Annotated in this window: 12 protein-coding genes; 3 read left to right on the top strand and 9 right to left on the bottom strand. The window is 61.2% G+C overall.

Annotated elements, in window-relative coordinates; translation table 11 throughout:
* Positions 1–145: 145 nt before the first annotated feature.
* Positions 146–769, top strand: coding sequence for an ATP-binding cassette domain-containing protein (locus M0D66_RS09090; RefSeq protein ID WP_200620451.1), 624 nt, complete (start codon positions 146–148; stop codon positions 767–769).
* A gap of 48 nt (positions 770–817) precedes the next feature.
* Here the strand turns inward: M0D66_RS09090 and M0D66_RS09085 are convergent, their stop codons facing one another.
* From M0D66_RS09085 to M0D66_RS09065, 5 genes are all read right to left on the bottom strand, one after another.
* Positions 818–1,858, bottom strand: a complete 1,041-nt coding sequence (locus M0D66_RS09085) for a fimbrial protein (RefSeq protein WP_266210615.1) — start codon at positions 1,856–1,858, stop codon at positions 818–820.
* Positions 1,855–4,491: a fimbria/pilus outer membrane usher protein gene (locus tag M0D66_RS09080; protein WP_266210614.1), complete on the bottom strand. Its 2,637-nt coding sequence runs from the start codon at positions 4,489–4,491 to the stop codon at positions 1,855–1,857. The genes M0D66_RS09085 and M0D66_RS09080 overlap by 4 nt, the downstream gene beginning before the upstream one ends.
* A 2-nt stretch (positions 4,492–4,493) precedes the next feature.
* Positions 4,494–5,252 carry a molecular chaperone gene (locus M0D66_RS09075; RefSeq protein WP_234486875.1) on the bottom strand — a complete coding sequence of 253 codons (759 nt, stop codon included), beginning with the start codon at positions 5,250–5,252 and terminating at the stop codon, positions 4,494–4,496.
* Positions 5,253–5,359: 107 nt separating this feature from the next.
* Positions 5,360–5,905 carry a fimbrial protein gene (locus tag M0D66_RS09070; protein ID WP_200620455.1) on the bottom strand — a complete coding sequence of 182 codons (546 nt, stop codon included), beginning with the start codon at positions 5,903–5,905 and terminating at the stop codon, positions 5,360–5,362.
* Between the two features lie 895 nt (positions 5,906–6,800).
* Positions 6,801–7,292 (bottom strand): hypothetical protein, encoded by a 492-nt coding sequence (locus M0D66_RS09065; protein ID WP_266210613.1) that lies wholly within the window; start codon positions 7,290–7,292, stop codon positions 6,801–6,803.
* Between the two features lie 79 nt (positions 7,293–7,371).
* On the opposite strand from M0D66_RS09065, the gene M0D66_RS09060 reads away from it, so the two are divergent.
* Positions 7,372–8,973: a hypothetical protein gene (locus tag M0D66_RS09060; RefSeq protein ID WP_266210636.1), complete on the top strand. Its 1,602-nt coding sequence runs from the start codon at positions 7,372–7,374 to the stop codon at positions 8,971–8,973.
* Between the two features lie 231 nt (positions 8,974–9,204).
* Entirely contained in the window at positions 9,205–11,178 is a 1,974-nt protein-coding gene (locus tag M0D66_RS09055; RefSeq protein ID WP_093633061.1) for an APC family permease, read from the top strand.
* A gap of 1 nt (position 11,179) precedes the next feature.
* Here M0D66_RS09055 and M0D66_RS09050 read toward each other — a convergent pair whose 3' ends face one another.
* The 4 genes from M0D66_RS09050 to kdpC all read right to left on the bottom strand — a co-directional run bounded on the left by M0D66_RS09050 (position 11,180) and on the right by kdpC (position 13,548).
* A complete protein-coding gene (locus tag M0D66_RS09050; RefSeq protein WP_093633062.1) occupies positions 11,180–11,596 on the bottom strand; it encodes a universal stress protein in 417 nt (138 codons plus the stop codon).
* A 122-nt stretch (positions 11,597–11,718) separates the two neighbouring features.
* A complete protein-coding gene (locus M0D66_RS09045; RefSeq protein WP_234486876.1) occupies positions 11,719–12,045 on the bottom strand; it encodes a hypothetical protein in 327 nt (108 codons plus the stop codon).
* A 214-nt stretch (positions 12,046–12,259) separates the two neighbouring features.
* A complete protein-coding gene (locus M0D66_RS09040) occupies positions 12,260–12,958 on the bottom strand; it encodes a response regulator (RefSeq protein WP_093633064.1) in 699 nt (232 codons plus the stop codon).
* A gap of 8 nt (positions 12,959–12,966) precedes the next feature.
* The gene (gene kdpC, locus M0D66_RS09035) at positions 12,967–13,548 is read right to left on the bottom strand and encodes a potassium-transporting ATPase subunit KdpC (RefSeq protein WP_266210612.1); all 582 of its coding nucleotides are present in this window, start codon (positions 13,546–13,548) and stop codon (positions 12,967–12,969) included.
* Positions 13,549–13,552 lie beyond the last annotated feature (4 nt).

The raw sequence follows: 13,552 nt of genomic DNA, 5'->3' as shown, positions 1-13,552 counted from the left end.
TCGCTTACCTCACCAACGGGTGGTGTCATTGTCGGATGCCGCGAAAGCATCTGAGCGCACTGCTACACTTGCAAACCGCTAACTTCCCGAAGAACCGTCGCTGCCGTCGTCCGGCACATTCTTCGGCTGACCCACTCCGCACGTCATGCTTCGATTCGAGAACCTCAGCAAACGCTATAGCGAACGCATCATCTTTCAGGGGCTGCATTACGACACGGCGGCAGGATGCGTGGCGCTCAACGATGAATCCGGCAGCGGCAAGTCGACGTTGCTGGGCATCCTCGCCGGCACGATCGAGCCCGACGCCGGCGACGTGTGGCTCGGCGGCCATTCGCTGCGCACCGCGCCGCGCGAGGCGAAATCCGTGCTCACGTACGTGCCCGAAGACTGCATGACGTATCCGGAGCAGACCGGTCGAGACTATCTGGCGCGTGTGGCGTCGGAGAGAAAGACAGCAGTCGATAGCCACACGCTCGACCTTGCCCTGCGCTTCGGACTCGAGCCGCATCTCGACAAGCGCTTCGAGCAGATGTCGTTTGGCACGCGCAAGAAATTCTTCCTGACCGGGGCCGTACTCGGCGAGACCAAAGTCGTGATCGCGGATGAACCGGTCGGCGGACTCGACGCATCGGCGCGTGGCGTTCTGGTCGATCTGTTTAAAACGCTGGCCGAAACCCGCACGGTCTTTTTCTCGAGCTACGACACCGCTTTTACGCAAGCATGCGAAGCGAGAACCGTCAGTTTTGCGGACCTGGGTATGCGTGGCTAGAAAGATTCCGCACCCTATTGGCGAGCCAACGCGCCGTAGCTTCAGGCCTCACTGATAGCTCATCGTGAAGGTGGCGAGCCCCTTCACGATGCCCGGCCCTACCGTGCCGGTGGAGATGTACTGTGCGGTCAACGGAATGCGAGTCGTGCTCGACGATGCACCGACCAGCCATTGATTCCGATTGCCCGCCACCGCCGAATCCGGCCCGTAGCTGACTGCCGTTCCACCGCTATTGAGCACGCGTAACGCGACACCCGTCGCGGTTGACCCGCTCGCCAGCGTCAGATTACTGGTCGTATTGCCGGGAGTAGTGGCGTCGGTCAGCGTCACATAGACATTCGCGCCGGCCTGACACGATAGTCCGATGCTGAGGCTCGTGTTACCGAGTGTCGTGTCGACGGGGCTCAATGCGCTGGCATTGACGGTAGGCAGCGTGATGCTCACCGACGGCGTGGTCACCGTGCACGTGGTCGCGACAATCGAGGTGTTGTTGACCGAGATCGTCACGAGAGCCGGCGACGTTATGTTGGCGGGAATATTGTGGCTAACCAGCGTGAGCAACTGCGGGATGTTCACCGCGCCACCCGTTGTCACCTGCGCGGCCGTTTTGACCAGTTGGTAGGTGAACGTGAAGCTGCCCTGGAACGCCGCCGTGTTCGTAATCGGTGCGCCGAAATCGCCCCACTTGCCGACTGCCAGTGAGGACAAAGTCGTATTGCCGTAGGTCACGTCCACGACCTTGATGCCGATGCCCGCAATACCGGTGTTCCACACGCCCGCTACCGGGCTGCTCGTCAGTTGCGGGTAGTACTGGATATACCAGCCGTTGTTGTATGGTGGCACCGTCCCGGGATTCGACGGGCAGTTAACAGAAACGGTCGACGACTGCACCGGCCCGATTGCCGTGCCGACTGGCGTATCACGTGGCACGGTGAGCGTGCCGAAGCTGATCGCCGCCGATCCGCTAATCGTGCATTGCAGCGCTGCGTGAGCGGGTACGCTGGCGATCAGACCGGTGGATGCAGCAGCGAATAGCATCAGGATACCGAAGCATCGGCGCAAGGCACCGAACGAGAGAGACATCTTCATTGCGCTTTTCCTCCAGCAGACGAGCCCGCCGCTGCCTGGTTCGTCATGCCGGCCGCCGCGCCGCACACGGCATCGATATGCGCGTACGCGCCGCGATCTTCGCCCTTCGGCGGCAAGTGATAACCGAAGGCACACTGTTCATCTGCTGCATCCCCCCACTTCACCGTGAGCGCCCCCTCATCGGCCACGCCGCGCACAAAGATGCGACTGTTCTGGCCGATCGCGCCGACACCTTGCCCCTTCGCGTCGTACACCGTCGCGCCGAAAGGCAACGGTGCGCCGTTCGGCAAGCGCGCGGAGATCACCGCTGCCCTGCCCGTCACCGTGCCGAAGTGAATCATCACCACCGAGTTGGCACGCGGCGCCACCTGCTGGCTGGTCGACTTGAATTCGACGTCGAGCGGGATTCCCTTCGGATCGATTTCGACCGTGTTCAGGCTATACGGCGTCAGATACGGAATCACTGCATAGCCGAAGTTGTCGACGCGCACACCGGACGAATTGGTGATGCGGGCGCCCTTCGCGTCTTTCGCCTCGACCACACCGATCGTGTCGCCCAGATCGTTCGCGAAGGTCACGCCGCCCGGATGCGCGACGATCGCGCCGGTCACGCCGGCCGACACTTGCGAATAACCGGAGCCGCCGCTTGCGCTCGCCGCCAGCGTCGCGTACGGACTGCGGTACTGGCCGTTCACGCCGCCCGCACTCGAGCCCGGCGCATGGTTTGCCGTCACGCCATAGGTGAATTCGTTGTCCACGCCGGCGGAGCCGTTCAGCATCGCCTGTTCGGACGAACCGCTCTGACTGTTGTGCGTGAAGCTGGTCGAGAGGGTCGGCGCATGCTGACCGTTGCCGAGCGGAATCGAGATGCTTGCGAAGATCTGATTGTTCATCTGCCCGGTCAGGCCGTCGCGCTGCCTCGACAGCGACACGTTGTAGCTGAAGTTGGTGCCGAGCGCGCGCAACACGTTGTTGTAGCCGATCTGGAATTGCGTGGTGGTGCCGCTGCGATTCCAGTAGTCAAGTGTCGAGCCGACCACATAGGCATTGCCCCAGCCATTGCCGAAGCTCTGGTTCATCGTCAGTTGGACCTGATTGCGCTGGCGATCCACCGAGGACGGGTCCTGCCCTGCGGCAACCGCGCTGCGCGCCAGCATGGCGTCGCGCAACGCCCAGAAACCGCTCGACGAATAGCGATAGGCGGCGACAGTGAAGTTCGTGTTGGTGGTCGGCACCAGCTTGCTGTAGCTGATTCGCACGCTCTGGCCGGTGGTGTTGGTCACGCCGCGAATGTTGGCGCGCGCCTCAGTTACGTCCAACGCAACCGCGCCCAATGGCGTGTTGACCGCTGCGCCGAGCAGCCCGGCGAGATAGCCGTCCGCAACAATCGTCCCCGCGTAGCCGGTGATGACGTTGTTGAAACCGTGCTGCACCGTCCCCTGTAGGAGGTTGTCGTGCTGATTGACCTGCGCATCGCGAAGCTGGCCCGCGGCGACATTGAAACGCGTGATGCCCGGACGCAGCAACTGCGCGACCGACGCATAGGGCACGGAGAAACTATGCTGACTGCCGTCGGCTTCAGTGACCGTGACGAGCAGGTTGCCGCCGTAGCCGGTGGCGTACAGATCGTTGATCTCGAATGCGCCCGGTGCGACGGTCGTTTCGTACAGTTTGTTGCCGTTCTGCGTGACGCTCACGCGCGCATTGGTCATCGCCACACCGCGAATCAGCGGTGCATAACCGCGCAGCGAGTCGGGCAACATGCGGTCGTCGCTCGCGAGTTCGACGCCGCGAATGCCGATGCTGTCGAACACTGCTCCATCGGTAAAGGCATCGCCGAGCGTCAACTGGCTGCGAATCGACGGCAGATCGTGCTGCACGTAGGTCGCGATGTTCTGATACGTGCGCGGTCCGTTCGATTGCCACGTCAGCGCGGAATTTTGCCTGAAGTGCCAGCTGCCTACATTGACGCCGCTATTCAGGCCGAGATAGGTCTGTGTGTTGGACAACCCCGCGGAGCCCGAACCCGTCACGCGAAACGAATTCAGGTTGTAGCCCAAAGTGGCCGAGGTCACGCCTTCGTCCCAGAACTCGGGACTCACGTAGCCTTGCGGATTGCGCAGCAGCGCCGCCTGCGGGATGCTCAGGTCGAGCCGCAGATCGGACAGGTCGAAGGATTGCGACGCACCGTCGACGAGATTGGCAACGTTCGCGCACTCGCCCGCCTGGGCTTTCGCGAGTTCGCTGCGGCCCTTGTCCGACAGCGTCGAAAAGTCCAGACCGAGGCGCTCGATCAGCGCCTTGCTGAAACACGGCACGGCGTTCCCCGCGCCGTCCCGTGCCACGAAACGCAGCGTGTCGTGGCCGACCCAGTTTCCGTTGACGTAGAGGTCGACGGTGTACTCGCCGGGCTGCACCGGATTGCCGCGCTCGAAACGCGACACGTCGACGCTTTGGCCTTTCGGCTTCATCAGAAATTCGCTGTTGAACTGCACATCGGCAAGCATCGTGGAGTCGGCGAACGCGGGCGTTGCGCCCCATGCGGCCAGCGCGCCGAGCATCACGGCATGGCTGCGCCTGAGCGCGAACCAGTTTCCGGCTCGCGGCCGCGAAGAATATTCCCGGGTGCGCATGATTACTTGCGGGTCCCGTCGCGCAGCGTTTTGCCGGTGACGCCGGCGCCGTAGTCGTTGATGAAGGTGTAGTCGACTTGCGCCGGCACGTCGGCGAGCGGTGCAACGTTGCCAATGTCGAAGTCCGCGCTCGCGCCCGGGTCGACCATGCCGCCCTTGTCGCTGGCCCAGCTCGTCGTGCTCTCGCTCGCGACGATCTTGCTGAACGTCACGTGATACGGCGTCGGATTGGTCGCCTCGAGCGCGTAGGCGCCGTTGTCCTTGCGCACGAATTTCCAGCTGACTTTCGCGGCCGCTTCGTCCGCATTGCCCGGCAGCCCCGCCGGACGGAAGAACAACTTGATGCGCGAACGGAACGCCAGCTGCAGCGAATTCGGATCGTCCGCTGTGGTGCTCGCTGCCGCGCGCGGCGGCACTTCAAGCACGTTGAGCCAGAACAGGGACTCCTTGTCTTGCGGCAACGGTTCCTGCGTGTAGATCAGGCGCAGGCTCTGCCCTTTCTTCGGATCGAGGCGAAAAAGCGGCGGCGACAAGGTGAACGGCACCTTCGATTCGTCCGGCATCGCGTTCGGATTGCCGGTGTCGAGCCACACCTGAACCAGCGCCGGTGCGTCACCTTCGTTACTGAGCTTGACGGTTACTTCACGCTCTCTTGCCTGATAGATCACGCGCGTGCCGCTGATCACGACACCCGCATGCGCGCTGCTCACCAACCACGACAATGCGAAAACCGTCATCGCCCTTGATAAATTCTTTCGCATTGCCATTTCGTTATCCTGATTTCGTGGCGAACTCGTGGTTCGCTCTGTTCTCCTCGACAGCCGGCGCCTCTCGCGGGCGCCGGCTACCGCCCCGTAGCGTCCTGCTTTTACTGGTAGACGATCGAGTACATGACGGTCGTATTGACGGTACCTGCCGTCGATGCGCCATTGGTTGCCACGTATTGCGCAAAGTACTTGAGCGTGGCCGCACCGCTTGCCAGCGCGACTGCCTTCGAGTTCTGCGAGGCCTGCGCCGCACCCAGCGTGATCACGCTGCTGTCGCCGTTGAGCAGGCCGATTTCGACGTTGGTCGCCGTGCCCGAAGCGTTGATCAGTTGGCCCGTGGTCGTATCGACCGTGGCGCCCGGTTCGAAATAAGTCGACACGTTGCCCGAGTTCGGCGTGCAGTTCGACAGTGCGATGTTGAACGGCGTGCGGCCCGCGGTCGTGCCCGCAGTGGCGAGCGCCGAGGTCGAGACAGTCGGCAGCGTAACGGTGAAGTTCTTGCCGCCGCCGTTACCGCTGATCGTGCAGGTCTGGCTGGTGATCTGGCCGTTGAATGTGATGGTGCCGTCGGCTGCGTGCGAAACGGCCGGCATGGCGGCTGCTGCAGCGATGGCCGTAGCGAGAACGCCTGAGCGCGTGAATTTCATGGTTATCCCCATTGATAAGTAATGCGTCGTATTGAAAGACCGTGTGTGTGGCGGGTTCAGCGATGGCGTTGCGCTCAAACCGACCGCGCCGGGGGCAATTATCGGGACGATGGCAAAAAGGGACAGTCAAGCACTGTCAAGCTGGACGGGAGAAGGTTGAAGCAGTGTCAAAACGAACGTTTTCTGGAAGTAAGAGCTACTTGCGTGGCTGCTTTTGTGGCCGAAAAGCGCGTCTATCTACCGGATTTATTCATACGAATAGGACTTAATCGAGAAAAATCTACGTTTAAAACGTGAGTGCAAGTCGATTTTGCCGGAAAGAGCTTTTTGTTGTCCGTTACCGGACTGTCAAATCGCCTTAACTGAAGCTCGTTGTCTTCGCTCCCCAGCAGTGATCACGCCTCGGAGTGCCTCGACGCATTCAATTGACGCGCGGGCATCTCCGACGACATCTATTCGCGGAGTCCGAAATGAAACGCGCGCTCATGATGCTTGCGCCGGTCGGCGGGATGCTGGTTGGCGCTGCCCACGCGCAAAGCTCGTTGACGATCAGCGGAACAACGTACACGTACTGTGCGGCCGAGGGTCAATTCTGTTCATTCACAGGCACGGCGAACGTCGTCTACGGCACCACGTCGCCTACGCTTCAATACGATATCAATGGGCCGTTCACGGGCGGGGTGCAGTGCTCGACGGGAGCGGTGTCGAGTACGGACCCAGCGTTCGGGTATGGGAAGAGTTGCTGGTACAAAAGCACTTCGGCACCCACGCCCACGCCGACTCCTACTCCGACGCCAACCCCCACCCCTGCTCCGACGCCGAGTCCCTCTGGTGCGTGGACGCAGTGTGCCGTCGAGAACGCGCGCTGTTCGTTCAGCGGCAAGATGACCGTGCTTTATGGCGCGAGTACGACTGCCAATAACGTGAGCAAAGTTTTCACCAATGGCGTGACTTGCAGCAATACGGCTTTTGGTACCGACCCGGCGTACGGGGTTTCGAAGTTCTGCTGGATTCCGAAGACACCTGCACCGGCGCCTACACCTACACCTACACCTACACCGACACCTACACCGACACCGACACCGACACCTACGCCGACACCTACACCTACACCTACACCTACACCTACACCTACACCTACACCTACACCGACTCCAACACCAACACCAACACCGACACCGACACCCACACCGACGCCAACGCCGACGCCGACGCCAACGCCGACACCCACACCGACGCCAACCCCAACGCCGACGCCGACTCCAACACCGACGCCTACGCCTACGCCTACGCCGGTATCCGCCATCGCCTGCGCAGCACCGACGTCAGCAGCCGGAGGCACCGCCAATGGCCTGATCGTCACCGACACGCCAAGCAGCAACGGCACACGCCTTTTCAATCAAGGCAGCAGCTTCCAGGTGTCGTTCGTCACCGCGGCGACATCGGCGGACACCGTCGTCTGGTCGATGCAGGATCAACTAGGCAACATCAAGGGCAGCGGTTCGTTTGCCGTTGCGAGCGGGACACGGACCAGCACGCTGTCGTGCCAGAGCAGCTCGGCGGGTTACTTCGCGATCACGGCGACGCTGTCGCACTCAGGCGGCACGCTGCCGCAATTCGGCACACGTCCAACCGGCATCGCCACGTTCGGCATCTTGCCGAACCTGTCCAGCACCATACCGGCAGTCAGCTACGCGCATCAGGAGCAGCACCGCTTCGGCATGCAGGGCTTCAACGACAATGGCGCGATGCTCACAGCGCTCGGCATCTCCCAAACGATCGACGACCGTGAACTGTCCGCCATGGAGCCCAATGCGGCGAATACGTGGACGCCTTCCTTATCGGATCTCGATCCGTTCTATACGAATGGCAAGATCATGCGGCTCATCAGGCTGGACGGCATTCCCGGGTGGGCGAGTCCGACTGGCGCGTTTCAGGACGACACCAACGCACCGTCAAACGAAACCTACTACCAGAACTACATGGCGCGCGTGGGCACCGACAGCGCTGCGATCCGTCAACAGTATTTTCCCAATCAGCAATACAACTATTATCAGGTGACGTGGGAGCCCCAATGGGTCGATTCAACCGCCAATTTCGTCGCGATGTACGCGGCGGCCTATAAAGGCTTGCATTCGACTGATCCGAACGCGGTCGTGATGGGCACGACCAACGTCTTCCCCGCCAACTGCTCGGCGCAATGTACGCAGGGATATCTCGCCACCTACGCGTCGCTAGGGCTCGGCAATTACATCGACGGTGTGACGACGCACGGCTATTACAACGCCGGCACGTTTGCGGGACACCCGCCCGAACAATACGATACCGATCCGAATCCCGCGAACGTCGCGAACGCCCTCGATCAGCAGATGAGGTCGTTGCGTTCGCAGATGCAGTTGGTCATGCCGAACATGCGCTTGTGGATGACCGAGCTCGGCATCACCTACGACGCCGGCGCCGCTTATGGGCCGAGTTATCCGCCGGCGAACCAGCTATATGGGCAAGCTGCAGTTGCATTGCGCGCGCACCTCATCATTCTTGGCGAAGGTGCACAGGTCACTTACTTCTTCTACGGCTCGGACTATCCGGCTGACGTGGGCATCGGCACGTTCTTCGATCTCGCTGATCCGCAAGGGCAATATGGCGCGACGAATCTGAGTCCCAAACCAGAAGCGCTCGCGTTCGCCGCACTAACGCGCGTCCTCGACGGCACGCAAACGCTCGGGCGTCTCAACGGGCTTCCTTCGATGGTGTATGGCTATGCATTCCAGCAACTGAACTCAGGACCGGTGATCGCGGCGCTCTGGACGCACAACAATTCGAACTGGCCGACGTCATCGGGCACCTACAGTTCGACCTATAGCACCACCTATGCATTGACCGTGAACTCGACCGGCACGAACGGCACCGTAAGCGTCATCGACATGATGGGCAATGTAAGCTCGGTGAGCTACACGAACGGCGTCGCGAATCTCACGCTGACCGAGTCGCCGATTTACGTGGTGCTCGCGAACGCCAATGCGATCCAGGGCAAGTACACAGCACCCGTGGGCTATGCAGGACAATAATTACGCCTGGATAAAATCACGCCCATTTTCCTTTCGATATCCTGACTACATCTGTTCTCGGGTATAGTCCACTGGCACACCGCGCGAAACTGCCCTACATTTTCGTTGTCGATCGCCGATGACCGCAGCCGCGGTCGCTACTTGTCATTCTCCTTACGCCCGAACCATTCGGGCGTCGAACCATAGACAACAGCAGTCACACCGGCACGCCTGACCGGGCCTGGAGGGGACATGGCCGTCTTCGCTAACTTCTGGCGCCTGATAGTCGGCAAGCCGCTGGATCCGCTCGATCCCCGGACTCGTCACGCGATCGCTGTCACGCCGCTGCTAGCCTGGGTGGGTCTCGGTGCCGACGGGTTGTCGTCGTCATGCTATGGGCCTGAAGAAGCCTTCCTCGCGCTCGGCCAGCACACCTCGCTTGCCGTGTTTCTCGCACTGGCTACCGCAGCGACAGTTTTCATCATCGCGCTCGGCTATAACCAGGTCATCCAGTTGTTCCCCACCGGTGGCGGCGGCTATCGCGTTGCGACCGCATTACTGGGCCCGCATCCAGGGCTGGTGTCAGGCGCCGCGCTGCTGGTCGACTACGTCCTGACCGTCGCGACCTCGCTTGCAAGCGGCGTCGATGCCTTCTTCAGCTTGCTGCCGGTGAGCGCACAGGCGTTCAAGCTCGCCACCGAGCTCATCCTCATCGTCCTGATGACAGGCCTCAACTTTCGCGGCATGCGCGAGTCGATCATGGTGTTGCTGCCGATCTTCCTCGGCTTCGTGGTGCTGCATCTCGGCCTCATCGTGTACGGCATCGCGGTGCACGGCGATCATCTGGCCGCCGTCGTGCCGGGCGCGATCGGCGAGGCGCACAGCATGTCGCACGCGGTCGGCCCCCTCGTGGTGGTGGCGTTGCTCATGCGCGCGTTCTCGTTAGGCGGCGGCACGTATACGGGCCTCGAAGCCGTGTCGAACAACGTCAACATGCTGGCCGAACCGCGCGTGCCGAACGGAAGGACGACGATGTTCTACATGTCCACGTCGCTCGCATTCACGGCCGGCGGCATCATTCTGCTGTACATGTTGTGGCATGCTCAGGCGGTAGAAGGTCAAACGCTCAACGCGGTGGTATTCGGCAGTGTCATCGACCATCTCGGGCTCGGCTCCGCGTTCGCACGGCATGCGCTGCTTGCCGCGGTGCTGGCCTTCGAAGCCGGTCTGCTGCTGGTCGGCGCACAAACCGGCTTCCTGGATGGGCCGGCTGTGCTGTCGAACATGGCGTCGGATTCGTGGGTGCCGCGCCATTTCCGTGATCTGTCCGCGCGGCTGGTCAGACAGAACGGCATCGTCGTGATGGGGCTGGCGAGCCTCGCCATCCTGATCTGGACGCACGGTGACGTGTCGATCCTGGTGGTGCTGTACAGCATCAACGTGTTCCTGACTTTCAGCCTCTCCCTGCTGGGACTGTGCATTTACTGGTGGGGCCATCGCCATGAAGGCGAAAACTGGCTGACGCACTTCGCGCTATCCGCATTGGGGCTTTCGGTCACCAGCACCGTGCTGGTGATCACGCTGATCGAGAAGTTCACGGAGGGTGGCTGGCTGACGGTCCTGGTGACCGGCGCCGTGGTGGCGCTGTGTTTCGCCATCAAACGGCACTACAGCGAAACCCGCGCACTGATTGCGAAGGAAGATGCCCTCTTCACCGGCGCTCCGCCCGAGGTCAGCGAAGCGGCGGCGGCGCTCAAACCGGACCCATCCCTGCCGACTGCTATTCTGCTCGTCGGCAAACACCGCGGCGCCAGCATGCATGCCCTGCTATGGGTGAACCGGTTGTTCCCGGACCACTTCAGGAACGTGATATTTCTCGCAGTCGGCGAAGTGGACGCGCAAAGCTACGAAGGTGCGGAGCACCTTGAGCAGTTGCGGCAAACGATTTCAGCAGCGCTCGAATACTATGTGGCGCAGTGCCGCCGGCACGGAATGGCCGCCGAATACAGGATCGCTTTCGGCACCGATCCTGTGGAAGAATTCGTCGGACTGACCGGGACCGCCATGGAGGAGTTCCCGAACAGCGTGTGCTTCGCCAGCAAACTGATTTTCAAACGGGTGAATATCCTGACGCGGTGGCTTCACAATCACACACCGCTGGAAATCCAGACACGTCTGCACCAGCATGGCAAACAGATGGTGCTACTGCCGATGAACGTGGGATGACTCAGTGGACCATCGTTACCGGCGTAACCGTGCGCCTTGACAGCGACGCCAACATGGCCAGTCTTCTAAAGAAGCCCATGTGGCTCGCGTCGATCACCATGACGTCCGGCTGGGTCGTTGCCGCATAGTCGGCAATCGCTTTCGTGCGGTGGCCGAATACCCGCTTCCAGTGGTACGGCACGCCCGCTTCTTCGAGAATCGTTCGGGCATCGATCAGCGCCTTGAGCATGGCGTGTTTTTCCATCCGCACCAGCGAGCTTCGAGTATGGAAGGCTGCAGCGCGCCCCTGATCGACAGGCTCGAGCACTTCAAGCAGTTCGACTTCAGTTACGCCGCGCTCCAGAAACATGAACGCCGCATAGCGCGCGGCTTCTATCGCGCCGCCGTGGTCGAGAACAGGGATCAGCATTCGTATCATCGAGAACTCCTGGCGGGTACTTTGTACTTTGAGCTTAGCGAAAGCGGCATTAATGTCGTGTAAAAAAACTGCTGTTTTTGCAGCACGCACGCGCGCAAATTACACGGCGACGAAAGGCATCTTCACGATGCCTGTATCGCAGCCGGATTCAGCTCGATATGCAAGATCACCAGCCACCGCTTCGGACAATCCTCTGCAATCTGCAATTCCTGTTTCCTGTCACCGCCCGTCTTCACAAAACCTTTCGCCCGCGCGAAGCCGAACGCGCGCCGTGCATCGGATTGCAGCCACAGCGTCAGCAGCCCGCATGTCACGCAACTGAACAGCCAGATCGTTTCGTGAGGCAGCGTCGCATCGAGTTGCTGCGCGACGTACGTAAAAATCGTCGTGAGAACCTGATTGGTGACGAAGGCAATGGCGACGACCTTGCACATTCCCCTGAATATCATGGCGGGTCTTGAGGGCGTCATGGCAGGTCAAAACCTGGTGCGGAAAACACGCAAGCCTCCACGGTCACGTTGCCCTTTGTTTGTTTGACTGCCATACACCCCTCCAGCAAAACCCAGATTTTTCTTGCGGCGAAACGCCAGACTCGAACTATACGGAGCTCGCCGTAAAGGCCGAGAATCGATTGCCGCCGGCGATATAAAAATCCTGTGAAAATCACCGCACGCCGACCAGCCGGTAGCCCACGCCGGCCTCGGTGACAATGTGTTCAGGATGTGCCGGATCGCGCTCGAGCTTATGCCGCAGATGCCCCATGTAGATACGCAGGTAGTGGTGGTTGTCGGTCTGCAATGGGCCCCATACCTCGCCGAGCAGTTGCTCGTGCGTCAATACGCGGCCTGGATGGCGCACCAGCGCGGAGAGCAGGCGATATTCGGTGGGGCTGAGATGGACGATCCGACTGCCGCGTACCACCCTGCGCTCGCCGAGATCGATTGTGACGAGGCCGAACTGAACCTGAGGCACGCCAACCCTGTCGCCGCTGGCCTGCCTGCGCAAATGCGCTCTGATCCGCGCGCTAAGTTCGGGTAAGCCGAACGGTTTGGTGAGGTAATCGTCGGCGCCGGCATCGAGCGCGGCAACCTTGTCTTCTTCGCGGCTTCGCGCCGAGAGGACGATCACCGGCATCGCGGACCAGCCGCGCAACTCGCGGATCACCTCGATGCCGTCCATGTCCGGCAAACTCAGATCGATGATGACAAGATCCGCCAGCCGCGTCGCCGCCTGCGCCAAACCTTGTGCGCCGGTCTGCGCGTCGAAGACACTCATGCCGGCTGCTTCGAGGCTAGTACGAATGAAGCGGCGGATAGCTTTGTCCGCGTCGATCACAACGACTGTTACGGTGGGATCGCTCATCCGCAGGCTCAATGCATCGGCTTGAGGTCATCCAAAGCCAGGTTGAGCTTCAGCACGTTCACGCGTGCCTCGCCGAAAATGCCGAACTGCCGCCCCGAAGTATTGCGCCCAACAAGATTGGTCACCTGATCGACCGGCAGGCCGCGGGCCTGCGCCACGCGCGCCACCTGATAGGCGGCAGCGGCCGGACTGATCTCCGGGTCGAGGCCGCTGCCCGACGACGTCACGAGATCCACCGGCACCGGTTGCGACATGTCGTTGCCTGCTGCCTTCAACGCATCGAGACGGCCTTTGATTTCGTCAGCGAGCGCGGGATTGGTCGGGCCGAGGTTCGAACCACCTGAATTCTGCGCGTTGTAGGGCTGCGGCGAGGTAGCCGACAGGCGTCCCCAGAAATAGTACGGCGCATCGAACTGCTGGCCAATCAACGCGGAGCCGGCCACCTTGCCGTCCTTCTCGAGCATGCTGCCATTCGCCTGTGCCGCGAAGGCAGCATGACCGATTGCGGTCACAACGATCGGATAGATCACCCCGGTGAACACCGTCATCAGGATGAACAGAACAAGTACCGGGCGAATCAGCGTTTTCATGATG

The sequence above is a fragment of the Paraburkholderia sp. SECH2 genome (genome assembly GCF_030464795.1).
Taxonomy (GTDB): domain Bacteria; phylum Pseudomonadota; class Gammaproteobacteria; order Burkholderiales; family Burkholderiaceae; genus Paraburkholderia; species Paraburkholderia aspalathi.
This window is presented reverse-complemented; position numbering and strand designations above follow the sequence as displayed.

Coding starts and splice junctions, on each gene's coding strand:
- M0D66_RS09080 (WP_266210614.1), bottom strand. CDS start 4,491: ATGCGCACCCGGGAATATTCTTCGCGGCCGCGAGCCGGAAACTGGTTC.
- M0D66_RS09050 (WP_093633062.1), bottom strand. CDS start 11,596: ATGATACGAATGCTGATCCCTGTTCTCGACCACGGCGGCGCGATAGAA.
- M0D66_RS09040 (WP_093633064.1), bottom strand. CDS start 12,958: ATGAGCGATCCCACCGTAACAGTCGTTGTGATCGACGCGGACAAAGCT.
- M0D66_RS09070 (WP_200620455.1), bottom strand. CDS start 5,905: ATGAAATTCACGCGCTCAGGCGTTCTCGCTACGGCCATCGCTGCAGCA.
- M0D66_RS09055 (WP_093633061.1), top strand. CDS start 9,205: ATGGCCGTCTTCGCTAACTTCTGGCGCCTGATAGTCGGCAAGCCGCTG.
- M0D66_RS09090 (WP_200620451.1), top strand. CDS start 146: ATGCTTCGATTCGAGAACCTCAGCAAACGCTATAGCGAACGCATCATC.
- M0D66_RS09075 (WP_234486875.1), bottom strand. CDS start 5,252: ATGCGAAAGAATTTATCAAGGGCGATGACGGTTTTCGCATTGTCGTGG.
- M0D66_RS09060 (WP_266210636.1), top strand. CDS start 7,372: ATGCAGGATCAACTAGGCAACATCAAGGGCAGCGGTTCGTTTGCCGTT.
- M0D66_RS09085 (WP_266210615.1), bottom strand. CDS start 1,858: ATGAAGATGTCTCTCTCGTTCGGTGCCTTGCGCCGATGCTTCGGTATC.
- M0D66_RS09045 (WP_234486876.1), bottom strand. CDS start 12,045: ATGATATTCAGGGGAATGTGCAAGGTCGTCGCCATTGCCTTCGTCACC.
- kdpC (WP_266210612.1), bottom strand. CDS start 13,548: ATGAAAACGCTGATTCGCCCGGTACTTGTTCTGTTCATCCTGATGACG.